Here is a 24,605-nt window from a genome sequence, read left to right as displayed (position 1 = left end):
GGATCACATGTTCGAGAACGTCTCGGCCATCTGGATGCCGGCCGGGCCCATGATCACGATGAACAGGCAGGGCAGGATGAAGAGGACGAGCGGGATCATGATCCGCACCGGCACCTGCTGTGCCTTCTCCTCGGCCCGCTGGCGTCGCTTGGTGCGCATCTCCTGGCTCTGGATGCGCAGGACCCGGGCGATCGGGATGCCGAGGCTGTCGGCCTGCACCATCGCGCTGCAGAAGGACTTCAGGTCCGCCAGCGACGTGCGGTCGGCCATGGCCCGCATGGCGTCGGTGCGGCCCACGCCGAGCTGCATCTCCTGGAGCAGACGCGCGAACTCCTGGTTCAGCGGTCCCTCGCCGTTCTTGGCCACGCGGCTCACGGCGGCGTCGAAGCCGAGGCCTGCCTCGACGGAGATCGTCAGCAGGTCCATCGCGTCGGGGAGCGCGTTGCGCATCAGGTTCTCGCGCTTCTGGCCGGCGTTGTAGAGCAGCACGTTCGGGAGCACGTAGCCGAAGCCCGCGGCCAGGCCGGTCGCCAGCACCACGCGATAGAAGGGCCAGCCCATGCCGAGGAGGTAGAGAAAGCCGAGTCCGCCGAAGAGCGCCAGCCCGAGGACCTTGAGGCCCAGGATGCGGTTGACGTCCCAGGCCGGCGGGTTGCCCGCGATGTTGAGCCGGTACTGGACCTTGCGGGCGGTGTCGGCGCGGACCATCTTGCGGCCCAGCCCGACCATGCGCTCGCCCAGGGGTGCGATGACCCGCTCGGCGAAGGGCCGCTCGATCTCCTGCTTCAGCACGCTGGGTGCGGAGTCGAGCGCCTGCACGGCGGCGACGGAACGAGCCACGCCGCGGCGCTCGGAGGTGATCACGCCGATCACGGTGAGGGCCAGGATCATCGCGGCGCACAGCAGCGCTGCGCCGAGCATCAGGGTCATCGACATCTCAGACCTCCACCTTCGCGAGCTTCGACATGGCGAACGACCCCAGGCCGAGCAGGAACGTCGCTATGGCCAGCAGGACGAATCCCGGGACGGTCGTGTAGAGCAGGGCGATGTAGTCGGGATTGACCATCATCATGTAGAGCCCGATGAGCGGAGGCAGACCCGTCAGGATGTAGCCCGACAGTCGACCCTCGGCGCTCAGCGCCCTGACCTGGCGGCGCAGGTACTCCCGCTCGCGGAGCGTGTCGGCCACCGTGTGCAGGATCTCGGCGAGGTTTCCGCCGACCTCGCGCTGGATGCGGATCGCCATCACGATCCACTGGAAGTCCTCGCTGTCCATGCGCTGGCCCACCCCCTCGAGAGCGTCGGTGATGTCGACGCCGAGCCGCTGCTCGACGAGGGCGCGCCGCAGCTCCCCGGCCATCGGCTCGCTCCCCTCACGGACCACGCTGTCGACCGCCTGGGGGAGCGACAGTCCGGCCTGGAGGCCGCCGGCCATGAGGCCCAGTGTCTCCGCGAGCTGACCGTTGAACTTGCTGAGCCGGCGCGAGTGACGGAACTTGAGGTAGACCCAGGGAACGACCGTGCCGAGGGCGAGACCGAGGACGGCGAGTCCGGGCCCGCTGAGCACGAAGCCGACGAGCGCAGACCCCACGGCGATGCCGGCGTGCAGGAGCAGCCACTCCGACGCGGTGAGCGCGGACCCGGCTCCCGCCAGGCGCTGGGAGATGCGGGTCTCGAGGTCCGCGGAGACGACGCGGTCGGTGAGCGCGACGGCCGAGCCCTTGAGGTCCGCCGTCGCGTCCGACTTCCGCTTCCCGCCGTTGCCCTCGCCGCCGAAGTAGGCGTCGAGGCGACGGTCCGCGGACGACTTGTTGGGGCCGCCGAGGGCCACGACCAGGATGCCGCCGAAGCCGAGCGCCAGTGCGACCGCCCCGAGCATCATCCCGGGGGTGCCGACGAGAGAGCGACCGGAGTCCACGAGGTCGGGACCGGCCGGGGCGGCGCCGAGGGAGATGAAGGCCGAGTCGGTGTACGTCGCATCGGCTGCATCGACGCTCACGCCGAGGTTGACCTCGCTGGAGGCGTCCTCGGGGCGGTCGAAGGTGACCAGCAGCTGCTTGGCCAGCGCGTCGGCCTGGGCGGAGAACACCGCGGACAGGGCGTCCTGCTCGGCCGGGATCACCTGACCGCCGGTGTCCTCGGCCAGCGCCGACATGGTCTCGGCATTCTTGGGGTTCGCGAGCGACACGACGTCGACGACCACGCCGCCATCGGTGGCGTCGTTGCCGACCACGTCGAGCGTCGTCGAGCTGCTGGTGTCGCCGCCGTCGGAGAGCACGAGGAGCGAGCGCGAGCCCTCTGCGCCGACGAGGTCCAGGCCCTCGGCGATGCCGTCGTAGACGGCCGTTCCCTTGCGGAGCTCGATGTCGGCGAGGGCGGTCCGCACGGACTCGTGGTCCGTGGTGGGCTGCACCACCGTGCCGAGGTCACCGGCGAAGGCGACGAGCCCGATCCGGATGTCGTCGGGGGCGGAGGCGAGGAAGGTGTCGACGGCGCTGGTGGCCGCGGCGAACTTGTCGCCCTGGCGCATGCTGTTGCTGGCGTCGAGCACCAACACGGTCGTGCGTTCGACGTCGCCGGCCGAGATCAGCTTGGCGGTGGAGTCCACGGCCCTGCCGTCGACCTCCACCCGCACGGACGAGGCGTCCACGTCGCTGTCGCCCGGGATGCCGTCGACCGCGAGCACGAGCGACACCTGACCGTCGACGGACTCGACATGGTCGATGTTGACCTCGTCCTCGGCGTGGGCGGGGAGCGCGGTGCCGAGCGCGAGCAGCACGCCGACCGCCAGGGTTGCTGCTGCTCGGGTGGCGCGTGGCGGCCTCATCGCAGGGTTCCGCCCGTGGCGAAGATGGCGGGGTCCACGTGCACGCCGTGGTCGGTCAGGCGCTCGAGGAAGCGGGGACGCAGGCCCATGGACTTCAGGCCACCCTGGAACCTCCCGTTCTCGTCCACGCCCGCGGCGTAGTCGAACATGAACACGTCCTGGGTGGTGATGATGTCGCCCTCCATGCCGACGATCTCGGTGATCGCGGTGATGCGACGGGTGCCGTCCTTGAGACGGGTCTGCTGGATGATCAGGTCCACGGCGCTGGCGACCTGCTCGCGGATGGCGCGCACCGGCAGGTCCATGCCGGCCATGAGCACCATGGTCTCCAGGCGGGCCAGGGCGTCACGCGGCGTGTTGGCGTGCAGGGTCGAGATCGAGCCGTCGTGGCCGGTGTTCATCGCCTGGAGCATGTCGAGTGCGGCTGCGTCACGGATCTCACCGACGACCACCCGGTCGGGTCGCATGCGCAGGGAGTTCTTCACCAGGTCGCGGATGGTGACGGCGCCCTTGCCCTCGATGTTGGCGGGACGCGACTCCAGGCGCAGCACGTGGTCCTGTCCGAGCCGGAGCTCGGCCGCGTCCTCGATCGTGACGATGCGCTCGTCGTCGGGGATGAAGGACGAGAGCACGTTGAGCGTCGTCGTCTTCCCGGAGCCGGTTCCTCCCGAGACCAGGATGTTGAGGCGGCCCCGCACGCAGCCCTCGAGCAGGCCGGCCGACGCCGGGGTGAGGGTGCCGAAGTTGATGAGGTCGTCGACGGTGTAGGGGTCCTCGGAGAACTTGCGGATGGTCAGCTTGGACCCGTCGAGCGCCAGCGGCGGGATGATGGCATTGACGCGGCTGCCGTCGGGTAGGCGGGCGTCGCACATCGGGCTCGTCTCGTCGACCCGGCGCCCGATCTTGCTGACGATCTTGTCGATGGTGCGGCGCAGGTGGGCCTCGTCGGTGAACGACGTGTCCACCCGGACCAGCTTGCCCTTACGCTCCACGTAGATGTCCTGGTAGGAGTTGACCATCACCTCGGACAGGCTGGAGTCGCGCAGCAGGGGCTCGATCGGTCCGTAGCCGAGGATGTCGTCGGCGATCTCCTGCGAGACACGGGTGCGGTCGGCGGACGACATCGGGATGTCGGCGTCGGCGATGGCCGTCTGGAGGGCCAGGCGCACCTGCTGCTCGAGCTCGGACTGCGTCATGTGGGCGTCGTACAGCTTGGGACCGAGGGACTCGACGAGCCGCTGGTGCACGATCCGCTTCAGGTCCTGGAACGGGTCGGACTTGGGCGAGGCAGGCTTGCGCCGGGCCTCACCGCCCGACGGTGCGGCGGTGGTGGCGACCACGGTGGTGGGCGCGCCGGGGGCAGCGCCGGGTGCCGGCGGTGCGTCGTAGGACTCGGGTGCGCGGCCGCGTGCTGCGGCCAGTCGGTCTGTCAGGCTCACGTCAGCCCCTCCTGAGGCGGAGCCGGGAGCCGCTGGACTTCCGGCTGGACGGGTCGGCCGCGCCGTCGCCGGCGGCGCCGAGGGTGTCGGTCACGTTGCGGGAGAACGCGACCAGGGCTTTGCTGTTGGGGTGTCCGGGGTAGGCGCTGACCAGCGCCTCGCCACGGTTGACGGCTGCGAGCACCTCGCGGCTCGACACGAGCGAGCAGTCCGCCTTGAGGTCCAGGGTCTTCTCGTACTCGTCGGAGGTCAGGCCCACCTTGCCGTCAGCACGGTTCAGCACGAACTTCCACGTGGCCTTCGGGAAGTTCAGCATGTCGAGCGTGCTGGTCGCGAGCTTGAGCGCCTTCAGCGACGGGATGTCGAGGGTGCCGACCAGCACGATCATGTCGGACCGGTCGAGGGCACACAGGGCGTTGTCGTCGAAGACCCCGGAGGTGTCGACGACCACGAAGTCGACCATCCGGCGCAGCGCGTCGAGCAGCCTGCCGATGTCGTCGACCGAGGCCTGGTCGGGGGAGTCGAGGCGCACCGGCGCAGCGACGACCGACAGGTTGTCGGAGTGGTGGGTGAGGATCGTCGCGATGCCCTCGGCGTCGATGACGCCGTTGAAGCCGACGAGGTCGTTGATCGTGCGCTGCGGCGTCAGCTGGAGCATGATCGCCACGTCGCCGCTGTTGACGTCGAGGTCCACCAGGCACGTCGAGCGTCCGCTGGTGGACAGTGCCACGCCGAGGTTGGTCGCGACGAGGCTCTTGCCGACGCCGCCCTTGGTGGAGAACACCGTGATGACCTTGCCGCGCGGTGCGTCCGCCTCCGCCTGCGCGACGGCTGCGGCTTGCGCGACCTCCGCCGCGACCTCCGCCCGCGCCGTCTGCGCGGCCGCCTGCACCTCGTCCATCAGCGTCTGCCCGATGGCGTTGGCCACGCTGCGCGCACGCGCCACAGCCGTGGTGATGCCGGCGAGGTCACGCGCAGCCACGACCTCGCGCATGCCGCTGCGCAGGGCCAGCGAGAGCGTGTTGCTGTCGATGTCGTTGCGGAGCAGGATCACGCCCAGGTCCGGACGGTGCACCCGCGCCCACTGCGCCAGCTCGGCTGCCGCGTCACCCGGGACCGAGGGGCCTATGACGACGGCGAACTCGTTGGCCGTGGTGCGGATGTGCCCGTCGAGACCCTCCACGTCGGCGAAGGCCACCGACCCGTGCAGCATCGCTTGGAGGATCGCCCGTTGGGCGCCGTCGGGCTCGAGGACGGCGGTCACTGCCGTACGCCCCTGAAGAGCTCGGGGAAGATCGTGCCCAGCGTGGCGCCGGGGCCGTTCTCCACCTTGGAGTCGTCGGTGAGGAGCGCGAAGTTGAGCTCGGTGTTGCGGTCGGCCTGGATCAGTCGCTCCGCCTCGTCCTGGGTGACGGCGATGGTGAGGATCGTGCGCGCGACCTCCTCGGTGGTGGCTCCCTCCTCGCCTTCGACGGTGCGCGAGGTGACGCTGGTCGTCCCGACGCCGAGGACGGGAACCCGCGTCAGCACGATGCGGGTCACGCTGCCGAGCTTCTGCTCCTGGTTGTCCGGCAGGAGCGCGACCGGATCCAGGGCGGTGGCGAAGACCGCCACCTCGTTGCCGGGGTTGACGAAGCCGGCGACGCGCTCGAAGTCGGTGAGCTCGACCGAGATGGCCATCTTGTCGTCGGGGATGACCAGGCTCTGGGTGTCGCCGAGGCTGCCGAACTTCTTCGCGATGAGCTGCTCGCCGGGGTAGATGGTGCCGATCGCGACGAGGTCGGAGATCGAGGAGGTGGACGAGAGGCTGCCTTCGACGACGTCCGCGCGGCGGACCTCGGACTTCTCGATCTTGCCCGCCTCCTGCGCATCGGAGACCGACTCGCCGGTGTCGATCGTCTCGGTGGCGACGAGCACCTCGACCAGCTCCTGGTCCTGGGTGGCGCGGGCGTCGATGCCCTGGACGTAGAGCACGATCATGGCCGTGCCGGCGAGTGCGATGAGGGCGGCGACGAGGAGGAGTACTGAACGGCGAGCCATGGTGCGGTCCTTCGCGGGGGTCGTGGGACCCCCACGGTCGGAGATCCCGGGCGCGCAGGTGGTTCCAGGGTCATGCGTGAAATCGGCCCCGGAGCCCTCCCAGCGATGCGAATCTAGAGGCGCGTCGCAGGGGTCGCGGGCTAAACCGCACAAACCACCCGGAAGTGGCCCCCGTGCCACCCGAAATGACTATCCGGGCATGGTCATTCCCGGTGCCGGCCGCTCACCGAACGGCCCGGCTCACCCGAGGTAGAGCGCTTCGATCTCCGCACGCGCCTCGCGCACGACGACGTTGCGCTTGAGCTTCAGGCTCGGCGTCAGCTGGCCGCCGTCCTCGGTCCACTCACCCGGCAGGATCGTGAACTTGCGGATGGCCTCGGCCTTCGACACGGCCTTGTTCGCCTCGTCGACGGCGCCCTGGACGGCCGCCACGAGGTCCGGGTCGTCGAGGAGGCCGCCCACGTCGCCGGACTTGCCGTGCTGCTCGGCCCAGCCGGGGAAGGTCTCGCGGTCGATCGTCACCAAGGCGCCGATGAAGGGCTGCCCGTCGCCGACCACGAGGCACTGGTCGACCAGTGCGTGCGCCCGCAGACGGTCCTCGAGGACTGCCGGAGCGACGTTCTTGCCGCCCGCGGTCACCAGGATCTCCTTCTTGCGCCCGGTGATCCGCACGAAGCCCTCGTCGTCGACCTCGCCGACGTCACCGGTGTGGAACCAGCCGTCCTGGTCGATGGCCTCGTGCGTCGCGGCGTCGTTGCCCCAGTAGCCCGCGAACACCTGGCCGCCCTTGAAGAGCAGCTCGCCGTCGTCGCCCACGCGCACGCTGGTCCCCGGGATCGGGCGCCCGACAGTGCCGATCTTCTGGGCGTCGGGCAGGTTGACGGTCAGTGCGGCCGTGGTCTCCGTCAGGCCGTAGCCCTCCAGCACCGACAGCCCGATGCCGCGATAGAAGTGGCCGAGCCGGTCGCCCAGCGGCGCGCCGCCGGAGACGGCGTACGCGCAGCTCCCACCGAGTGCCTGGCGCAGCTTGCCGTAGACCAGCTTGTCGAACACGGCGTGCTGGGCCCGCAGGCGCAGGGGGACCTTCGTGCCGTCGAGCGCGCGCGACCAGGCGATCGCGACGTCGGACGCGCGGTCGAAGACCTTGCCGCGGCCGTCGGCGGTCGCGCGCTGGGACGCGGTGTTGAAGACCTTCTCGAACACGCGCGGGACGGCGAGGATGAAGCTGGGACGGAACTCGCCCAGGTCGGCGACCAGGTTCTTGATGTCGGAGCTGTGCCCGAGCCGGGCGCGGCTCTTCACCGCACCGATCTGGATGATGCGCGCGAAGACGTGCGCCAGCGGCAGGAACAGCAGCGTGGAGGCCTCGTCGGTGTCGAAGAGGTCGGACAGCTCCTCGACCGCGACGCCCAGCTCGAACATGAAGTTGCCGTGCGTGAGCATGCAGCCCTTGGGTCGGCCGGTGGTGCCGCTGGTGTAGATCAGGGTGGCCACGTCGCCCGGGCCAGCAGTCGTGCGCCGCTGCTCGAGGGCCTCGTCGGAGACGTCTGCGCCCAGGCGCGTCAGCACGTCGACGGCGTTGTCCTGGAGCGACCAGACGTGCTGCAGCTCAGGCAGGTCGTGGGCCTGACGCGCCTCGCGGACGCGAGCGAGGTGGTCGGGGCCCTCGGCCACGACCGCACGGGTGCCGGAGTCGTGGAGGATCCAGCCGATCTGCTCGGCCGACGACGTCTCGTAGATCGGCACCGTCACGGCACCGGCGAACCAGATGGCGTAGTCGAGGAGCGTCCACTCGTATCGGGTCTTCGACAGCAGTGCGACGCGGTCGCCCACCTCGACGCCCGCGGCGACGAGGCCCTTGGCGACCGCGCAGACCTCGTGGTGGAACTGGTCCGCCGTGACATCGATCCATCCGTCAGGAGTGGCCCGGCTGAAGACTGCCGTGGTGGCGGCCTCCCGGGCGTTGGTGACGACGTCGTCGGTGAGGTTCCCCGTCGAGGGGATGGTGAGGGAGAGCGGCGTGGAGAACTCACGCACGATGGACCTCCTAGCTGCGGCCGAGTGCGGGCACGAGCATAGGGGTGCGGCTCCGGTACTCCGCATAGCCGGGCAGCTCCGCGGCCAGCAGCGCCTCCTCGCGGCGCGCCCGCGTGACCTGCAGGACGACCAGTGCCACGAGCACGACCCACGGCCACGGGCCGGCGTGACCGAGGCACAGGCCGACGACGTTCAGCAGCTCCGCGGCGTAGAGGGGGTGACGGACGCGGGCGTAGGGACCGTGGGTGACCACCTCACGGGCCTGCGGGACCACGCTGATGTTGGTGCCGAGGGCACCCAGCGCCCACAGCATCGCGGCCAGGCCCACCCCGAGCACGACCGCCGCGAGGGACTCCCGCAGCGTGCTGGCGACCAGACCGTCGGAGACGAGGGGGATCGCGAAGGGTGCGGCGGTGCCGGCGAAGGCCACGACCCACGACGTCCAGCGGCGGTCGGTGCGGTCGGTCGGCGTGCGCCGGAGGTAGGCCCACACCAAGAGGACGTAGAACGCCATCGTCAGCACCGTGACCACCGTCGACAGCGGTGAGGTCAGCAGGTCGTCCTGCGCCAGGTGTGCGGCGTTGAGGAGGAGGAGGCAGGTGAAGAGCACGACCGCGAGGATGCGTCCGGGATCTGTTCGCCGCACAGGCTCGGTGGTGCTCACAGTGTCTACCTCTCTGGGCGGGAACGACCAGACGGAGGTTAGTGCGCTCCGACGCGGTGAGGGGACGTTTCGCCCCAGCCCGCCGCGCGATAGGTTCACCGCATGGCCGAACAGACCTCCTCGTCGATCACGATCGATGCTCCTCCGGCCGACGTCATGGCCGTCATCGCCGACTTCGAGTCCTACCCCGAGTGGGCCAAGGGCGTGCAGGTGGCCGAGGTGACCGAGGCCGGGACCGACGGCCGTGCCGAGCAGGTCTACTTCTCCCTCGACGTCTCGCCCATCAAGGACGAGTACACCCTCGCCTACGACTGGGACGCCGACCGAGAGGTCACGTGGACCCTGGTCGAGGGCAGCATGCTCAAGGCCCTCGACGGCGCCTACACGCTCGCGGACCGGGGCGACGGCAGCACCGAGGTGACCTACCGGCTCGCCCTCGACGTGAGCATCCCGCTGATCGGCATGCTCAAGCGCAAGGGCGAGAAGATCCTCATCGACACCGCGCTGAAGGGCCTCAAGAAGCGCGTCGAGTCCCTCTGACGCCCGGGTCCGGCGTGCGGATCCTCCTCTTCACCGGCAAGGGCGGTGTCGGCAAGTCGACGCTCGCCGCGGCCACGGCCTGCCGCAGCGCGGCCGCCGGCCACCGCACGCTGGTGCTGTCCACCGACGCTGCCCACTCGCTGGCCGACGCGCTCGACGTCACCGCCACGGGTGAGCCGACGGAGGCCGCACCCAACCTGTGGGTGCAGCACGTCGACGCCCAGGAGCGCTTCGAGCGCTCGTGGCGCGACATCCAGGGTTACCTGCTGAGCGTGCTCGACGTGGCCGGCGTCGATCCCGTCGCCGCGGAGGAGCTCACCGTCATCCCCGGGGCCGAGGAGGTGCTGGCCCTGCTCGAGGTCCGGGCGCAGGCGCGGACGGGGGAGTGGGACGTCCTGGTCGTGGACTGCGCCCCGACGGCGGAGACGCTGCGCCTGCTCGCGCTGCCCGAGGCGCTCGGCTGGTACATGGCGCGGGTGCTGCCCGTGGAGCGCCGGGTGGTGAAGGCCCTCAAGCCGGTGCTGACGCGTGCGGCCGGCGTCCCGATGCCCGGCGACTCGGTCTTCGACGCCATCGAGCGCCTGCACGCCGAGCTCGACGACGTACGCACGCTGCTGACCGGCCGCGACGCGTCGGTGCGCCTCGTGCTGACCCCGGAGTCGGTCGTGCTCGCCGAGGCCCGTCGTGCCTACACCTTCCTCACCCTCTTCGGCTACACCGTCGACGCGGCCGTCGTGAACCGCGTCTTCCCCGCGGGCGGGGCCGACCCCTGGCGCACGACGTGGGTCGAGGCGCAGGAGCGCGTGCTGGCCGACGCCGCGGACTCGTTCGCCGGGCTCGACCTGCGCACGTCGGTCTATCGCGACGTCGAACCGGTCGGGCACGAGGAGCTGCTCGACCTGGCCTCGGCCGTCTACGGAGGCGACGACCCGCTGTCGAGGTCGGCCCGACGCCCACCCCTGGACGTACGCCAGGAGGCCGGCGGGCGCGTCCTGGCGCTGCCCCTGCCGCTGGCGAGCCGGGACGACGTACGCCTCGCGCGCAAGGGCGACGAGCTGGTCGTCTCGGTCTCGTCGTATCGTCGCCTGCTGACGCTGCCCTCCGGGCTGGCGCGGCTCCGCGTGGCGGGGGCGCGGGTGCGGGACGGGGAGCTCCAGGTCAGGTTCGTCGACGAGGAGACCACGTGAGTGAGCCGGGGGACCCCCATGAGGTCGGGTCGTTGGGCGAGGAGGCCGCCAAGCTCCTCGGCGCCCTCTCCGGGTGGGCGCGCGAGCACGCCGGCGACGCGGGTGAACAGCTGTCCGGCCTGGCGGCGCACGCGGCCGAGTCGGCCCACGACCTCAACGACCACCTCGCCACCGGTTCCGCCGAGTGCACCGTGTGCCCGCTGTGTCGCACTGTCCATGCTGCTCGCCAGCTCGGGCCCGAGGTGACCTCGCACCTGTCGGCCGCGATCGCGTCGCTGGTACAGGCCGGCGCCGCGCTCCTGGCCACCGTCGAGCAGCACGCCACCGAGACCGAGCACGGCTCCGGCAACGGCGTCGAGCACATCGACCTCGACGACGGGTGGCCCGAGACCTCGGGCGACCCGTCGTGACGGGGTCGCTCAGCCGGTGAGGCGGGTGCGGCGCAGGCCGCCGTCGCACGATGCGCCCAGCGCGCACTCGGACTCGGCGTTCGAACCGCTGGTGCGCGTCGAGAGGTACTTGATCACCAGGTAGTTGTTGGAGTTCAGGCCAATGGGGTCGAGGCCGGCGAGGTAGGGGTTGCCCGCGCACAGCCCCGTGGTGGAGTGGTGCTTCTCCTTGGCGCTGAAGTGATAGCCGCACACGACGGCGGAGACGAGCTTGTAGACCGGGAAGACCGTGTTGGTGCCGGACCCTGAGGTGGTGTCCTCGCTGCACTGGGGTGCGACGCAGAAGACCGGGAAGATGCTGATCTTCTGGGTGTCGACGAGGTACTTCCACGAGTCGGCGATGTGGCCGGCGTCGAGGTTGCCCGGGTCACCGCTCATGCAGGTCTCCGAGCCCGAGGGCGCGTTGGGGCAGGCGTCCTCGAGCACCACGGTGAGGGAGCCCGGGGTGTTGGCGTTCGCCTGCCCGGGGATCACGGTGACGCGGTCCTGGCAGCCGTCCTTGATCTGCTGCTCGAGCAGCGTGGTGGCGCCGCCGCGCTCCTCGGGGCAGTCGAGGGTCCACCAGTTGCCGGGGCTCTTCGGCTTGGGGCACTGGGACGGCGACATGGTGCCGTTGCCGGGGTAGAAGATCTGGACGAAGGTCCCGGGAGTGCTGTTGCCGACGGCCGCGGAGCAGAGGGCGAGCGGTCGCACGTTGTCACCGGCGCCCGGAGCCACGTCGACCGTCGCCTGGGAACCACGCTTGGTCGTCACGGTCTTCGCGCCGCCGAAGACCCCGGCGAAGCTGGCCTTGGTCGTGCCGGAGTTGGCGAAGGTGACGTTGACGACCTTCAGCTTGGGGTCGCAGGTCACCTTCCAGGCGGTGGCGTCCTCGGTCCAGCTGGCGTCGGGGTAGTTGGCCTTCGCGACCTTCACGGCAGCGGCGCGCGCGGCGGCCACCGCGACGGAGTTCGAGCGGATCGCGTCGCACGAACCCGGGAACTGCGTGAGCGCCTGCGCGCCGGCGAGCGCGCCCGCGTCGGCCGCCTTCTGCAGGTTTCGGTTGCTGACGTAGGCCGCACCGAGGTCGACGGTGAAGGCCGACAGGCCGATCAGGAAGACGGCCAGGATGCCGACGAGGACCGCGACGGCCCCCTGGTCGTCACGACGCGGATCGATCACTGGTACTCGCACTGGAACTCCGCCTGACTGGAGAGGGTCACGGTCTTCGGCACGACGGAGCCGGGCAGCGGCCACGGGATGAGGAACTTCGAGGCGACGGTGGCGCGCACCACCATGTTCTGGCCGAAGGCGCTGCCCTTGCAGGTCGAGCCGACACCCGAGGGATAGGTCACCGCGAAGGCGCTGGTCTGCGACTTCGCGATCGCGGTCGAGTTCCACTGGGCGGTGGCCACGGTCACCGGGTTGTTGCCGGTGTCGACCACGCCCGCCCGCGCTCCGGCGCGCACCGAGTTGTCGAGGGCGAGCTGCTGGGCGAAGACGAGCCCGAAGTTGACGATGCCCGCGATCACCATGAGGAGGGGGATCACCACGAGCGCGAACTCCACCGCGGAGGCACCTCGCTCGGTGCGTCCGTGCGTGTGTGTGCGCCTGCGCATGGGTCCCCTTCCGCGGAACTGTCCGTCTGTCACCGTACGAGCCGGTGGTCCGGCTGTCGCTGGATTGACGGCACTCGGGGGGTCTCATGACGGAAGATGGTCAGAAGTGACTAGACCAATGACCCGATCGGCCCATGGAGCGGGTGCGCGAGGATGAGCGGCATGAGCGAGGGCGTGGTCGTCGGGGTGGACATCGGAGGCACCAAGGTGCTGGCCGGCGTGGTCGGTGCCGACGGCACGGTGTCCCGCGCCGCTCGGCGTACGACGCCGGGGCGACGGGTGGTCGCCGGCCAGGTCGAGGACGCGCTCGTCGCGGCGGTCCTCGACGCGGCGGGTGGGAGCCCGCTCGCGGGACTGGGGGTCGCCGCCGCCGGCTTCGTGGACTCCCGCGGGGAGCGGGTCATGTTCGCCCCGCACCTGCCGTGGCAGGGGGAGCCGCTGCGCGACCTGCTGGAGGCACGTCTGGGCTGCCCGGTGCGGCTCGACAACGACGCCAACTGCGCGGCCCGCGCCGAGGCCCACCACGGCGCGGCCGGGGGAGCATCGTCGGCGCTGATGATCACCATGGGCACCGGCATCGGCGGGGCCGTGCTCGTCGGCGGGGAGGTGCTCCGCGGCGCCAACGGCATGGCCGGCGAGTTCGGGCACATGCAGGTCGTCCCGGACGGCCAGCCCTGCGAGTGCGGACGTCGAGGGTGCTGGGAGCAGTACTCGTCCGGCAACGCACTCGTCCGCAACGCCCGCGCGCTCATGGCCGAGCAGCCATCGGTGCTGTCCGACATGAGCGGGGGCCACCCGGACCGCGTGACGGGACCGATGGTCACCGCGGCGGCCGAGGAGGGCGACCTGGTCGCGCGGCGGGCGTTCGCCTCAGTGGGGGACTGGCTCGGGGTGGGCGCGGCGAACCTCGTCGCCGCGCTCGACCCCGAGGTGGTCGTGATCGGCGGCGGCGTGTCGGCGGCCGGCGCCAAGCTGCTGGACCCGGCCCGGGCAGCGCTGCGGCGTACGCTCGTGGGCGCCGCGCACCGCAGTGTCCCCGCCCTCGTCGCCGCCCGTCTCGGGCCCGAGGCGGGGATGGTCGGCGCGGCGCTGCTGGTGGCCCGGTCTCAGCCGCGCGGGTAGCCCGCCACGAGCTCGAGCGCGAGCTGTTCGAGGAAGAGGCCGACGTCGGTGACGATGCCGCGGCCGCGGCTGGTGCCGTGGTCGACGATCCGGGTGACGGTCGCCGGGTCGAGGTCGACGCACACGAGCGGGACCGATGCCGGCAGGATGTTGGCCGTGGCTACCGCGTGCAGCTGCGCGGCCATCATCAGGCAGTAGCCCACGTCGCGGATCTCGGCCCGCATCGCGCGCTGGCCGGCGACCACGTCGGTGTGGACGTCGGGCAGCGGGGCGTCGTCGCGCACCGAGCCGACGAGCACGAACGGCTTCCGGCCCGTGACCAGTGCGTGCATGATCCCGCTCGTCACGGTGCCCTCGTCCACCGCCGCAGCGATCGAGCCTGCCTTGCGGATGGTGTTGAGGGCCCGCACGCGGTGCTCGTGTCCGTGATCGCCGCCCTGGGTGGACACCTCGACGCCGATGCTCGTGCCGTACAGCGCTTGCTCGATGTCGCGCGTGGCGAGTCCGTTGCCGGCGAAGAGCACGTCGACGAAGCCGGCCCGGACGAGGGCGACCAGCGCCGGGACGGCCCCGGTGTTGACCACCCCCGGTCCGACGACCCACAGCAGCCGCTTGCCGTCGGCCCGCGTCTGCCGCATGCCGTCGGCGACCTGGCGCACCAGCACAGCCTGCGGGCGCTCGCCCGCGAGCTCGGCCCCCACGGTGGCGAACGAGTCGGCCACCTCGTCGCGGCTCGGCACCGCCACCCGGATCCCGGCTGTGCCGACGACGACACGCATGCCGGTGCGCACGTCTGTCATCGGGACGGTGCGGACCCGCAGCCCCGGTGTCGAGGAGTCCACGACGAGCCCGCAGTCCATCTCGGGGTTCTCGACGTCGTGCCACGCTCCGTCGATGTGCACGCGCGTGTCGAGGTTCGTGGTGGCGTAGAAGCCGTCGGGCAGCACCCCGTCACGCTCGGCCGGGCGCGTCGACGCCTCGGCGAGGCTCATCGGGTTGACCCCACGGGTCTGCAGGCGCATCAGGAGGCGCTGGAGCGACTCGTCGTCGTCGGCCTCGACGGTGATGCGGGCGCTGCTGGGGTCGTGGGCCTCGTGACCGACCTCGAACTGGTCGAGGACGTAGTCGCCGCCGTAGTCGCGGATGTCGTCGAGGATCCGCGACAGGATGCCGGTGTCCATGAGGTGGCCCGTGACCTCCACCGTCTCCTTCGCCCCCACTGTCGTGACCCTACTCCCGGTCCGCTCCTGCGTGACCGTCCGCCGGTGGGCTGCTCCACCTGGGCGGCGAGTGCTCAGACGCGCGAGCCGTCGTCCCACGGGTCGCGCCCGCGCGGCATCTCGTGGACGAGGTAGGCGAACCCGCCGACGAACCACCCCACGAGTGCCCAGCCGACCAGGGGCGTCACCCACAGCGAGAACAGCGCGACCACCAGGGCGAGGAGGGGGGCGACGAAGACGCCTGCCCAGGCCAGCCCGCGTTGCCAGGTCCGGGGGACCGGGAAGGGCGGCGGGGCTGGAGGGCGGAAGCGCTCTGCCTCGGCGACGGCCTGCTCGCGGGCCTCGACCTCGTCGTCGTCGACGAGGTCGTCCGGGAGAGGTGCGTCGGCATCGGCGCCGCCCGGTGCCTCGGTGTCGGGGGCCGGGGAGGGGCCGGCGGACGAGGACCCGGACGCGTCGTCGTCGGGCAGGACGACGCGCTCGCCGTAGTTGTCGACGATCTCGCGCCACACCAGGTCGGTGCGGCTCTCGTCGCCTGGCGTGGTCACGCTGCCACGGTACCCGCACCCCGGAGGGACACTCGGGTGGTTTCGCACCGCGAACCTGGTCGGAAGTGGTGCACACTGTGCGCGTGAGGATCCCCTTCCGTAGCGCCCAGGAGGCGCCCCTCGACCCCGCACTGGTCGCTCCGATGTCCCGCGCCGCCAGGCCCGAGCTCACCGGCGGGCGCCGCATCGGCGTGCTGGTGCAGCACGGCTTCACCGGCAACCCGGTCTCCATGCGGCCCTGGGCCGAGGACCTCGCCGCCCGCGGCTACGCGGTGGAGATGCCGTTGCTGCCGGGGCACGGGACGCGCTGGCAGGACCTCAACAAGGTGACGTGGGCGGACTGGGTCGCCACTGTCGAGGGCGCGCTCGACAAGCTTGCGGCGGAGAACGACGCGGTGGTCGCCGTCGGGTTGTCCATGGGTGGTGCGCTGTGCCTGCGCCTGGCGGCCGACCACGGCGACCGGCTCGCCGGGATCGTGATCGTCAATGCCGCCGTCGACACGCTCCGCAAGGACGTCAAGCTGTTGCCGGTGCTCAAGCACCTCGTGCCCGGCTTCCCCGGGATCGCCAACGACATCAAGAAGCCCGGAGCGGACGAGCACGGCTACCCCACGACGCCCCTGAAGGCGGCCGCGTCGATGTTCGCCGGCTACGCCGAGCTGCGTCGCGACCTGCCCCGGATCACCATCCCGGTGCTGTTCTTCCGCTCGGCCCAGGACCACGTCGTGGACATCTCGTCCTCGCGTGCGCTCAACGCCGGCCTGTCCTCGAAGGACTTCGAGGAGCGCGTGCTCCAGGACAGCTATCACGTCGCCACCCTCGACAACGACGCCCCGCGGATCTTCGCGGAGTCGGCGGAGTTCATCGAGCGGGTCACCGCCGAGCAGCAGGGATAGTCTCGGCACGTGCTCTATTGGTTCCTGAAGTGGATCGCCCTCGGGCCGGTGCTGCGACTCGTCTTCCGGCCCAAGGCCTTCGGCGTCGACCACGTGCCGGAGGAGGGTCCGGCGATCCTCGCCAGCAACCACCTGTCGTACGCCGACTGGCTGTTCATGCCGCTCACGCTCAACCGGCGCGTCACCTTCGTGGCCAAGGCGGAGTACTTCACCTCGCCCGGCGTCAAGGGCTGGTTCCAGAAGAAGTTCTTCTCCGGCGCCGGCCAGGTGCCGATCGACCGCTCCGGCGCCAACGCAGCCGAGGGCGCCATGAGGTCGGCGATGAAGATCCTCGCCGAGGGCGACCTCTTCGGGATCTACCCCGAGGGCACCCGCTCGCACGACGGCAAGCTCTACCGTGGCAAGACCGGCGTCGCCCGGCTCGCGCTCGAGACCGGCGCACCGGTGATCCCGTGCGCGGTCGTCGGCACCGACGTCGTCGCGCCGGCGGGCAAGGTCTACGGGTCGTGGACGCGTCCGGTGGTGCGGTTCGGCAAGCCGCTCGACTTCTCGCGCTACGCAGGGATGGAGAACGACCGCTACATCCTGCGTTCGATCACCGACGAGATCATGTACGAGATCATGCGGCTCTCGGGTCAGGAGTACGTCGACCTCTACGCCAGCAAGGCCAAGGAGCTCGACAAGGAGAAGGCCCGCAAGGCTGCCGCCGAGCAGGCCGAGCGTGACAAGGCCGGCAGCGGGCCGGAGCAGAAGGCGTCCTGAGCGCCCACGGAGGGTTGCCGGCAGCCCAGCCGCGGACCGACTCGGCCTTCGCCGTCGAGGACCGGCTCTACGCGGCGCTCGCGCTGGTGCGCGTGGTGGTCACGCTGAACATGGTCGGCCTCAACGCCTACCGCCGCGACAACTTCGACCACCCCACCGTGGCCCTGGCGATCGTGGTCGCGCTCGTCGTCTGGACCGGCGCCGCCATCTGGCTCTACCACGACCGTGCGCGGCGTACGCCTGCCCTGCTGCTCGTCGACCTCGCCATCGTGCTGGCGGCGATGGCGGTGACGCCGTGGGTGAAGTCGCCCGACTTCAACGCCACCATCCCCGGGTTCTGGGTGATGGGCGCCCTGCTCGCCTGGGCCATCCACTGGCACTGGCGCGGTGGCCTGGTCGCCGCCGTCCTCATCGCGGCAGCCGACCTGCTGCCGCGCTCGGAGGTCGACCAGGGCAACTACGGCAACGTCTTCCTGATCCTCATCGGCGGGCCGATCGTCGGCTTCATGTGCGCCTCGCTCCAGCGGATGGCACGCGAGCGCGACGCCGCCGAGCGCGCGGCGGCGGCCGCGGAGGAGCGCACCCGGCTGGCGCGAGCGGTGCACGACGGGGTGCTCCAGGTGCTGGCGATGACGCAGCGGCGCGGGGCGGCGGCCGGAGGAGAGTGGGCCGAGCTCGGCAGGCTCGCGGGGGAGCAGGAGCGGAGCCTGCGCTCGCTCATCCGCCAGCAGGACACGGTGCCGCAGGTCGCGGGCGGTCGGGTCGACCTGGCCGGGGCGTTGGAGGCGATGGCGACGGCGCACCCGGTGCGGGTCGAGGTCGCCACACCGGGAGGTGCGGTGCTCGTCGACGCGCACGTGGTCTCCGAGACCGTCGCGGCCGTGCGCGCCTGCCTCGACAACGTCGCGGCGCACGCTGGCGACGGCGCGAGCGCCTGGGTGCTGGCGCAGGCGGGTCGTGACGAGATCACGGTGTCGGTGCGTGACGACGGCCCCGGCATCACCCCGGGCCGCCTCGGGCAGGCGGCGGTGGAAGGACGGCTCGGCGTGGTGTCGTCGATCACGGGCCGCATCGAGGAGCTCGGCGGCACCGCGACGGTCCAGAGCGGGTCGTGGGGCACCGAGTGGGAGCTGACGGTCCCGCTAGCGTGAACGGGTGACCATCCACCCGGGCCATCCCTTCCCGACCCCCGACGACCCCGTACGCCGCCTGCGCGGGCGGATCGGCGCAGCGGTCTCGCTCTGGACGGCCGGCACCTCCGACGACGACCGGGCCGGGCTGACGGTCTCGTCGTGGCTGGTGGCGGGTGGTGAGCCGGGTCGGGTGCTCGGCCTGCTCGACCCTGACGCCGATCTCACCGACGCGCTGCTCGGCACCGGGCGCGGGGTCGTCCAGCTGCTCGGCTGGCCGGACCGCGACCTGGCCGACGTGTTCGCGGGCACGGCGCCGGCGCCCGGGGGCCCGTGGCGGACGACGGGCTGGGAGTGGACCGACCACGGTCCGCGCCTGGCGCACGCGACCACCTGGGCCACGGTGGAGGTCGAGCAGGACGTCGCGGTCGGGTGGTCGCGGCTGGTGACCTGCGTGCTGCGCGAGGTCGTGGTCGGCGACGATGCCGATCCGCTCGTCCACCGGCGAGGACGTTACGTCCCTCCCGAGTAGGAGGTCTACGATCGTCCCGATGCCGGAGGGGGAGCCATGGTGAGGGTGATGGTGGTCGACGACCACCCGATGTGGCGCGATGCCGTCGAGCGCGACCTGCAGGCCGCCGGCCACGATGTCGTGGCGGTGGCCTCCAACGGCCGCGAGGCGATGGCGCGCTTCCCGGCGTCCGCGCCGCAGGTCGTCGTGCTCGACCTCCAGCTGCCGGACCACAGCGGGGTGCAGGTCACGAGCATGATGCTCGAGCACGACCCGACCGCGCGGGTGCTGATCCTCTCGGCGAGCGGCGAGCAGGCCGACGTCCTGGAGGCGATCAAGGCCGGTGCCACCGGCTACCTGGTGAAGTCTGCGTCCAGCGCCGAGCTCATCGACGCCGTCACCCGTGTTGCCGACGGCGACACCGTCTTCACTCCCGGCCTCGCCGGCCTGGTCCTCGGGGAGTTCCGCCGCATCGCCGACGGTCCGGCCGACGACCCGCGCGACCAGCTCACCGAGCGCGAGACCGAGATCCTCAAGATGGTCGCCACCGGCATGAGCTACAAGCAGATCGCCGCACGGCTGGTGCTCTCGCACCGCACCGTGCAGAACCACGTCCAGAACACGCTGCGCAAGCTGCAGATGAACAACCGCGTCCAGCTCACCCGCTGGGCCATCGAGCACGGCCTAGACGAGGGCCCGGCCTGACGCCGGGCCGTCTGGACGGTGTCAGCCGACGCCGGCGCTCGCTACCGGCAGCGGCGCGCTCGCCTCGGAGCTCGCCTCCGAGCTGGCAGCACTCAGGCCCAGCACCGTGAGCAGTGTGGCCAGGCACGAGAGAACGAGTCGGCGCATCTGTCTTCACCCCCTACCGCGACCCCTGATCCGGGGACTGTCTCCACCTGAACACCGGCGCAGAAGTGGCTCAACCCCGATATGGGGTACGCCCCGGGTCGGTGCGACTCTGCGGGTAGGTTGCGGCGGCAGGCGTACGGCGGCGCGGGGGAGGACGACATGGACGGCACGGCACCGGAGGACCTCGTCGAGCGCTACCTCGCCCGGATCGGCCTGGACGCCCCCCCGGCGGTGGGGCTGGCCGGGCTGCAGGAGCTGCACCGTGCGCACGTCGCCCGGATCCCCTACGACAACCTCTCCACGATGCTCGACCGGCCCGACCCGGCCGATCCGGCTTCGGCCGCCATGAGGGCGGCGTCCGGGGCGCGCGTCGGCTACTGCTTCCAGCAGAACGCCGCACTGGAGACGCTGCTGACGGCGCTGGGGTTCGCAGTGAGTCGCCGGCACGGCCACGTCTGGACGCGGCCCGAGGACGAGCTCGGCACGCGTCTCAACCACCTCGTGCTGGTCGTGTCGGGGCTGCCGGCGACCGGCAATCCCGGTGGTCACTGGTGGGCCGACGCCGGTCTGGGCGAGGGCTTCGCCGAGCCGCTGCCCCTCGTGCGGGGCGAGCACGAGGTGGACGGCTGGACCTTCCGCATCGGCGCCGGCTTCGGCGCTCAGGCCGCCGGGCGTCCCACCGGTCCTGCTGCGTGGACCTACCACCACTTCCCGGACGGGATCCTGCGCGGCGTCGTGGTGACGTCGCGCGACCACTCCGAGCACGCCGTCGCCGAGTCGCACCGCTGGTTGACCACGGCCGACGAGTCGCCCTTCCGTCGCTTCGTCGTGGTGCAGCGCATCGAGCGGGGTGTGCAGCGGGCCGTGCGCAACCTCGTGCACCACGTGACGACCCCGACGGGTCGTGAGGCGCGCGACCTGACGACGTACGACGACTGGCGCGGCGCGCTGGTCGACGACCTCCTGCTGCCCGTGGCCGACGTGACCTCGGAGGAGTGGTCCGGCCTGTGGGCGCACGCGCTGGCGTCACACCGCGCGTGGGACGAGGCGGGCCGCCCGTGACCCCGTCCTCCGTGCAGTGGCGCCGGGCGACCTCCGACGACGTGGTCGCGCTGCGCGACCTCGAGCGCGTGGCGAGCCGCGCCGGGCTCGCCCACGTCTTCGGCGACCTGCCCTACCCCGACGACGACGTGCTGGTGCGATGGGTGCTGCTCCTCGACGACCCGGAGGTCGTCGTCGAGGTGGTCGAGGGCGACGCCGGGCTCATCGCCCTGGCGGCGCACGACGGCACCAGCCTGCGCCACCTGGCCGTCCGGCCGGACCACTGGGGCAGTGGCCTGGGGCGCGAGGGCTTCGCCCGGGCCGAGGCCGCCGGTGCCCGCCGGCTGTGGGTGCTGGCGGACAACGGCCGGGCGCGGGCGCTCTACGAGTCGTGCGGGTGGCGGCCGAGCGGCGCGAGGCAGGAGTGCCCGTGGCCACCCTTCCCCACCGAGCTCGAGTACGCCGCTCCCTAGGATCGAGCCATGCCGGAGACCAGGCACGACCCGCTGCTGGAGATCGCCGACGACCTCTACGCGCTCCCGCTCGCCGACTTCACTCCCGCGCGCGACGCCCTGGCCAAGGAGCACAAGGCCGACAAGGAGCTCGCTGCGGCGGTCAGGGGCCTGCGGAAGGCCTCGGTCGCGGCCTGGGTGGTGAACCTGCTGGTCCGCCGCGATCCCGACCAGGTCGACCAGGTGCTCGCCGTCGGCGTGGCCCTGCGTGACGCCCAGGACAACCTCGACGCCGCGCAGCTGAAGGAATTCACGAAGCAGCGTCGCCAGCTGACCGCATCGGTGACCACCACCGCGCGGCGGATGGCGCGGGAGGAGGGCGTGAAGACCACCCAGACGGTGGCCGACCAGGTCGAGGCGACGCTGACCGCCGCCATGCTGGAGCCCGACGCGGCGAAGGCGGTGCGCAGCGGGCTGCTCGTCACGGCCATCTCCGCCACGGGTCTCGGCGACCTCGACCTGGGCGGTGCGGTCGCCGTGCCGGAGGCCCTCGGCTTCAGCGCCACCGCCCGACCCGCGGCCCCGCCGGACCCCGCGCGCCGGCCCCAGCTGCACGTCGTGCCCGACCCGGACGCCGACAAGAAGGCGCGGGCGGCCGCCGACGCGCGCGTCGCCGAGGCGCGCGCGGCGTTGGGGGAGGCGGAGAAGGAGCACCGCTCGACGCGTCGCGCGGTCGAGAAGCTGCGGGCCCGGACCCTGCAGCTCCAGGCGGAGATCGACGAGCTGCGCGCCCGGATGGCCGAGCTCGAGGCCGAGGTCGAGGAGGTCGACGACGAGCTCGACGAGGCGCAGGCGCTGCAGGAGGAGGCCCAGGAGGCCGTCGACGCGGCGACGGACGAGGTGGACGCCGCGCGGGCGGCGCGCGAGCGCCTGTAGCGATCGTCCTCGGCTACTCCGCCCAGCCCTTCGCGCGCTCGACGGCCCGGCTCCACAGGGCGTACGACGCGTCGAGCGCCTCGCGGTCGCCACCGGGCTCGAAGCGCCGGTCGAGCGCCCACGTGTCACGCAGGTCGTCCGTCGAGCCCCACACTCCCGTGCCCAGCCCGGCGAGGAAGGCCGCGCCCAGGGCGGTGGTCTCCACGATCTCCGGTCGCTCGACCGCCCGACCGACCTGGTCGGCCTGGAACTGGCAGAGCAGGTCGTTGGCAGCCGCACCGCCGTCGACGCGCAGCGTGGTGAGCTCCGGCAGGGTCTCCAGCACGTCCCGCACCTCGAAGGCGATGGCCTCGAGCGTGGCGCGCACGAGGTGGGCGCGGGTGGTCCCGCGCGTGATGCCGATGATCATGCCGCGCGCGTGCGGGTCCCAGTGGGGGGCGCCGAGGCCCGTCAGCGCCGGCACGAACACCACGCCGTCGGTGTCGTCGACGGTCTGCGCGATCGCGGCGGTCTCGGCTGCGTTGCCGACGATCTGCAGGCCGTCACGCAGCCACTGCACCGCCGACCCGGTCACGAAGATCGCGCCCTCGAGGGCGTACGTCATCTCACCCTCGGGGGAGCGCCAGGCGGCGGTCGACAGGAGCCCCGCGTCGCTGCGCACGACCGAGGAGCCGGTGTTGGTGAGGATGAAGGAGCCGGTGCCGTAGGTGCACTTGGACTCGCCGTCGTCGAAGCAGGTCTGGCCGAAGAGCGCCGACTGCTGGTCGCCGGCGATGCCCGCGATCGGCAGCGACAGGCCGAGGAAGGACTTCGGGTCGGTGGGCGCGACCTCTCCCCAGTTGGGGACCAGGTCGGGCAGCGCGTCGCGCGGCACGCCGAAGAGGCCGCACAGCTCCTCGGACCAGTCGCCCGCCTCGAGGTCGAAGAGCAGGGTCCGGCAGGCGTTGGAGACGTCGGTGACGTGCCAGGTGCCGCGCGTCATCCGGGCGATGAGGTAGGAGTCCACCGTGCCGACGGCGTACCGGCCCGACTGCACGAGCGCCCAGGTGTGGGGCTCGTTCTCGGCGAGCCACATCAGCTTGGTGCCGGAGAAGTAGGGGTCGAGACGGAGGCCGGTGAGCTCCGCGACGCGGTCCTCGTGGCCCTCGTCGCGCAGCCGGTCGCAGATCGAGGCCGTGCGCCGGTCCTGCCAGACGATGGCGCGGCGCGGGGAACCGAGCGTCTCGCGGTCCCAGAGCACGATCGTCTCGCGCTGGTTGGTGATGCCGACCGCGGTGAGCTCGGAGCCGTCGACCTTGCCGAGCACCTCCCGGGTGGCCTCCAGGGTGGCCTGCCAGATCTCCTCGGCCGAGTGCTCGACCCACCCCGGCTGGGGGAAGTGCTGGCGGAACTCCTGGTAGCCCTTGGCCTGGATCCGACCGTCGGAGGTGACGACCACGGCGGTGACTCCCGTGGTGCCCGCGTCGATCGCCAACACGCTCATACGGCGTCCTCCTCGCCGCGGATGATCGCCAGGATCCGCCGGTCGATCCACTCCGGGCGCGCGCCGGGGCCGACACGCATCTCGTGGTTCTGCGACCCGACCCACATGTGGAAGCTGTCCTTGCCGTCGGCCTTGGCCAGCGCCTCGAGCTCGATCATCAGCGCGTCGTCGACCGGCACCTGCTCCTCGGGGGTCGACGCGGTCAGGTAGAGCTCGTTGAGGTCGACGAGCCGGGCCAGCTCGGTGACGGGATCGGTGTGGTCGTCGACGCGCAGGTCGACCGCGACGTCGTCGTGACCGCCGTAGCCCGCCCCGTCGCGCACGACGAGCAGTGCCGCCGACTGTCGCCCGCGGCTGTCGCCGCCGGCGTCGTCGCCGGCGGCGAGCGCCTCGAGCAGGCGCCGCTCGAGCGGGTGGTCGGCCGAGGCGAGCCAGGCGCGCTCCACCGCCTCGACCACCTCGGGCCCGGTGAGGATGTTGCCCTGGATGGCGTAGCCACCGCGCTCGCCGCTGCGACCGGTGGTCCCGCCGGCCCACGCGAAGCACTCCGAGCCGGTCCACGTCGCCGCGTTGCCGTCGGAATCGACGACGCCGACCTGCCGGTGCTCGCGGTTTCCGTCCTCCTCGAGCAGCCGGTCGAGGGCGACCTGCGCGGTGGCCCCCTCGTCGAGGTGCGCGAGGGCGAGGTACTTGTAGGCGATGTTGGCGTCGGCCTGGGTGGCGATGGCGCCGACTCCTGCGGCCGCTGCCGGCACCGCGGAGCCCACGGCCAGGAACTTGGAGGCCACGGCGACGCCCCAGGACTCGCCGTCGTCGGACCGGGCCACGATCGAGAAGGTCATAGCCGAAACATAGCCGGACCCAGCGCGTC

26 protein-coding genes are annotated in these 24,605 nt (G+C 71.7%); 12 read left to right on the top strand and 14 right to left on the bottom strand.

Annotation, left to right across the window (positions count from 1 at the left end; genetic code table 11):
• Nucleotides 1-3: 3 nt before the first annotated feature.
• The 7 genes from K4G59_RS03925 to K4G59_RS03895 form a co-directional block, all read right to left on the bottom strand.
• Nucleotides 4-936: a type II secretion system F family protein gene (locus K4G59_RS03925; protein ID WP_231249460.1), complete on the bottom strand. Its 933-nt coding sequence runs from the start codon at nucleotides 934-936 to the stop codon at nucleotides 4-6.
• Nucleotide 937: 1 nt separating this feature from the next.
• Entirely contained in the window at nucleotides 938-2,827 is a 1,890-nt protein-coding gene (locus K4G59_RS03920) for a type II secretion system F family protein (protein ID WP_231249459.1), read from the bottom strand.
• The gene (locus tag K4G59_RS03915) at nucleotides 2,824-4,266 is read right to left on the bottom strand and encodes a TadA family conjugal transfer-associated ATPase (protein ID WP_231249458.1); all 1,443 of its coding nucleotides are present in this window, start codon (nucleotides 4,264-4,266) and stop codon (nucleotides 2,824-2,826) included. Before K4G59_RS03915 ends, K4G59_RS03920 begins: the two co-directional genes overlap by 4 nt.
• 1 nt (nucleotide 4,267) lies before the next feature.
• Entirely contained in the window at nucleotides 4,268-5,530 is a 1,263-nt protein-coding gene (locus K4G59_RS03910) for a CpaE/TadZ family protein (protein ID WP_231249456.1), read from the bottom strand.
• Complete coding sequence (gene cpaB / locus K4G59_RS03905) at nucleotides 5,527-6,306, bottom strand: Flp pilus assembly protein CpaB (RefSeq protein ID WP_231249454.1); 780 nt, start codon at nucleotides 6,304-6,306, stop codon at nucleotides 5,527-5,529. The genes K4G59_RS03910 and cpaB overlap by 4 nt, the downstream gene beginning before the upstream one ends.
• A 240-nt stretch (nucleotides 6,307-6,546) precedes the next feature.
• A complete protein-coding gene (locus K4G59_RS03900) occupies nucleotides 6,547-8,343 on the bottom strand; it encodes an AMP-dependent synthetase/ligase (RefSeq protein ID WP_231249453.1) in 1,797 nt (598 codons plus the stop codon).
• A gap of 10 nt (nucleotides 8,344-8,353) precedes the next feature.
• Complete coding sequence (locus K4G59_RS03895) at nucleotides 8,354-9,007, bottom strand: methyltransferase family protein (RefSeq protein WP_231249451.1); 654 nt, start codon at nucleotides 9,005-9,007, stop codon at nucleotides 8,354-8,356.
• Between the two features lie 102 nt (nucleotides 9,008-9,109).
• Here K4G59_RS03895 and K4G59_RS03890 point away from each other — a divergent pair, with 102 nt between their 5' ends.
• Genes K4G59_RS03890 through K4G59_RS03880 form a run of 3 tightly spaced genes read left to right on the top strand, consistent with a single transcriptional unit; the run spans nucleotide 9,110 to nucleotide 11,144 of the window.
• A complete protein-coding gene (locus tag K4G59_RS03890; protein WP_231249450.1) occupies nucleotides 9,110-9,547 on the top strand; it encodes an SRPBCC family protein in 438 nt (145 codons plus the stop codon).
• 14 nt (nucleotides 9,548-9,561) lie between these two features.
• Nucleotides 9,562-10,734, top strand: a complete 1,173-nt coding sequence (locus tag K4G59_RS03885; RefSeq protein ID WP_231249448.1) for an ArsA family ATPase — start codon at nucleotides 9,562-9,564, stop codon at nucleotides 10,732-10,734.
• Nucleotides 10,731-11,144: a hypothetical protein gene (locus K4G59_RS03880; RefSeq protein ID WP_231249446.1), complete on the top strand. Its 414-nt coding sequence runs from the start codon at nucleotides 10,731-10,733 to the stop codon at nucleotides 11,142-11,144. The genes K4G59_RS03885 and K4G59_RS03880 overlap by 4 nt, the downstream gene beginning before the upstream one ends.
• A 9-nt stretch (nucleotides 11,145-11,153) precedes the next feature.
• Here K4G59_RS03880 and K4G59_RS03875 read toward each other — a convergent pair whose 3' ends face one another.
• Nucleotides 11,154-12,344 carry a pilus assembly protein TadG-related protein gene (locus tag K4G59_RS03875; RefSeq protein WP_231249445.1) on the bottom strand — a complete coding sequence of 397 codons (1,191 nt, stop codon included), beginning with the start codon at nucleotides 12,342-12,344 and terminating at the stop codon, nucleotides 11,154-11,156.
• The gene (locus K4G59_RS03870) at nucleotides 12,341-12,781 is read right to left on the bottom strand and encodes a TadE/TadG family type IV pilus assembly protein (protein WP_231249443.1); all 441 of its coding nucleotides are present in this window, start codon (nucleotides 12,779-12,781) and stop codon (nucleotides 12,341-12,343) included. The genes K4G59_RS03875 and K4G59_RS03870 overlap by 4 nt, the downstream gene beginning before the upstream one ends.
• Before the next feature lie 162 nt (nucleotides 12,782-12,943).
• Between K4G59_RS03870 and K4G59_RS03865 the strand changes: the two genes are divergently transcribed.
• Complete coding sequence (locus K4G59_RS03865; RefSeq protein ID WP_231249441.1) at nucleotides 12,944-13,903, top strand: ROK family protein; 960 nt, start codon at nucleotides 12,944-12,946, stop codon at nucleotides 13,901-13,903.
• Here K4G59_RS03865 and K4G59_RS20360 read toward each other — a convergent pair.
• Both K4G59_RS20360 and K4G59_RS20355 read right to left on the bottom strand, forming a co-directional pair.
• Complete coding sequence (locus K4G59_RS20360; RefSeq protein ID WP_231249439.1) at nucleotides 13,888-15,123, bottom strand: ornithine cyclodeaminase family domain; 1,236 nt, start codon at nucleotides 15,121-15,123, stop codon at nucleotides 13,888-13,890. The two genes, K4G59_RS03865 and K4G59_RS20360, sit on opposite strands and share 16 nt — an antisense overlap.
• A gap of 74 nt (nucleotides 15,124-15,197) precedes the next feature.
• Nucleotides 15,198-15,671: a hypothetical protein gene (locus K4G59_RS20355; protein WP_231249437.1), complete on the bottom strand. Its 474-nt coding sequence runs from the start codon at nucleotides 15,669-15,671 to the stop codon at nucleotides 15,198-15,200.
• A gap of 83 nt (nucleotides 15,672-15,754) precedes the next feature.
• Here K4G59_RS20355 and K4G59_RS03850 point away from each other — a divergent pair, with 83 nt between their 5' ends.
• Genes K4G59_RS03850 through K4G59_RS03830 form a run of 5 tightly spaced genes read left to right on the top strand, consistent with a single transcriptional unit; the run spans nucleotide 15,755 to nucleotide 19,675 of the window.
• A complete protein-coding gene (locus K4G59_RS03850; RefSeq protein WP_231249435.1) occupies nucleotides 15,755-16,567 on the top strand; it encodes an alpha/beta hydrolase in 813 nt (270 codons plus the stop codon).
• 9 nt (nucleotides 16,568-16,576) lie between these two features.
• The gene (locus K4G59_RS03845) at nucleotides 16,577-17,329 is read left to right on the top strand and encodes a lysophospholipid acyltransferase family protein (protein WP_231249433.1); all 753 of its coding nucleotides are present in this window, start codon (nucleotides 16,577-16,579) and stop codon (nucleotides 17,327-17,329) included.
• Nucleotides 17,330-17,343: 14 nt separating this feature from the next.
• Nucleotides 17,344-18,480: a MacS family sensor histidine kinase gene (gene macS / locus K4G59_RS03840; protein ID WP_231249431.1), complete on the top strand. Its 1,137-nt coding sequence runs from the start codon at nucleotides 17,344-17,346 to the stop codon at nucleotides 18,478-18,480.
• A 4-nt stretch (nucleotides 18,481-18,484) separates the two neighbouring features.
• On the top strand, nucleotides 18,485-18,991 hold the full coding sequence (locus K4G59_RS03835) for a flavin reductase family protein (RefSeq protein WP_231249430.1): 507 nt from the start codon (nucleotides 18,485-18,487) through the stop codon (nucleotides 18,989-18,991).
• A gap of 36 nt (nucleotides 18,992-19,027) precedes the next feature.
• Nucleotides 19,028-19,675 (top strand): response regulator, encoded by a 648-nt coding sequence (locus tag K4G59_RS03830; protein ID WP_207081875.1) that lies wholly within the window; start codon nucleotides 19,028-19,030, stop codon nucleotides 19,673-19,675.
• Nucleotides 19,676-19,696: 21 nt separating this feature from the next.
• Here K4G59_RS03830 and K4G59_RS19835 read toward each other — a convergent pair whose 3' ends face one another.
• Nucleotides 19,697-19,822 (bottom strand): hypothetical protein, encoded by a 126-nt coding sequence (locus tag K4G59_RS19835; protein ID WP_269209626.1) that lies wholly within the window; start codon nucleotides 19,820-19,822, stop codon nucleotides 19,697-19,699.
• A gap of 159 nt (nucleotides 19,823-19,981) precedes the next feature.
• Between K4G59_RS19835 and K4G59_RS03825 the strand changes: the two genes are divergently transcribed.
• The 3 genes from K4G59_RS03825 to K4G59_RS03815 are packed head-to-tail and all read left to right on the top strand — an operon-like array spanning nucleotide 19,982 to nucleotide 22,251.
• The gene (locus K4G59_RS03825; RefSeq protein ID WP_231249428.1) at nucleotides 19,982-20,884 is read left to right on the top strand and encodes an arylamine N-acetyltransferase family protein; all 903 of its coding nucleotides are present in this window, start codon (nucleotides 19,982-19,984) and stop codon (nucleotides 20,882-20,884) included.
• Nucleotides 20,881-21,336, top strand: coding sequence for a GNAT family N-acetyltransferase (locus K4G59_RS03820; RefSeq protein ID WP_231249427.1), 456 nt, complete (start codon nucleotides 20,881-20,883; stop codon nucleotides 21,334-21,336). The genes K4G59_RS03825 and K4G59_RS03820 overlap by 4 nt, the downstream gene beginning before the upstream one ends.
• 9 nt (nucleotides 21,337-21,345) lie before the next feature.
• Nucleotides 21,346-22,251 (top strand): hypothetical protein, encoded by a 906-nt coding sequence (locus K4G59_RS03815; protein ID WP_231249425.1) that lies wholly within the window; start codon nucleotides 21,346-21,348, stop codon nucleotides 22,249-22,251.
• Between the two features lie 13 nt (nucleotides 22,252-22,264).
• On the opposite strand, the gene glpK is transcribed toward K4G59_RS03815, so the two are convergent.
• Complete coding sequence (gene glpK / locus K4G59_RS03810) at nucleotides 22,265-23,734, bottom strand: glycerol kinase GlpK (protein ID WP_231249423.1); 1,470 nt, start codon at nucleotides 23,732-23,734, stop codon at nucleotides 22,265-22,267.
• Nucleotides 23,731-24,576 (bottom strand): DUF1028 domain-containing protein, encoded by an 846-nt coding sequence (locus tag K4G59_RS03805; protein WP_231249421.1) that lies wholly within the window; start codon nucleotides 24,574-24,576, stop codon nucleotides 23,731-23,733. The genes glpK and K4G59_RS03805 overlap by 4 nt, the downstream gene beginning before the upstream one ends.
• Nucleotides 24,577-24,605 lie beyond the last annotated feature (29 nt).

The sequence above is a fragment of the Nocardioides furvisabuli genome, assembly GCF_021083185.1.
GTDB classification, from domain to species: domain Bacteria; phylum Actinomycetota; class Actinomycetes; order Propionibacteriales; family Nocardioidaceae; genus Nocardioides; species Nocardioides furvisabuli.
The sequence above is the reverse complement of the archived record's forward strand: the minus strand, read 5'-3'. Positions and strand labels throughout refer to the sequence as shown.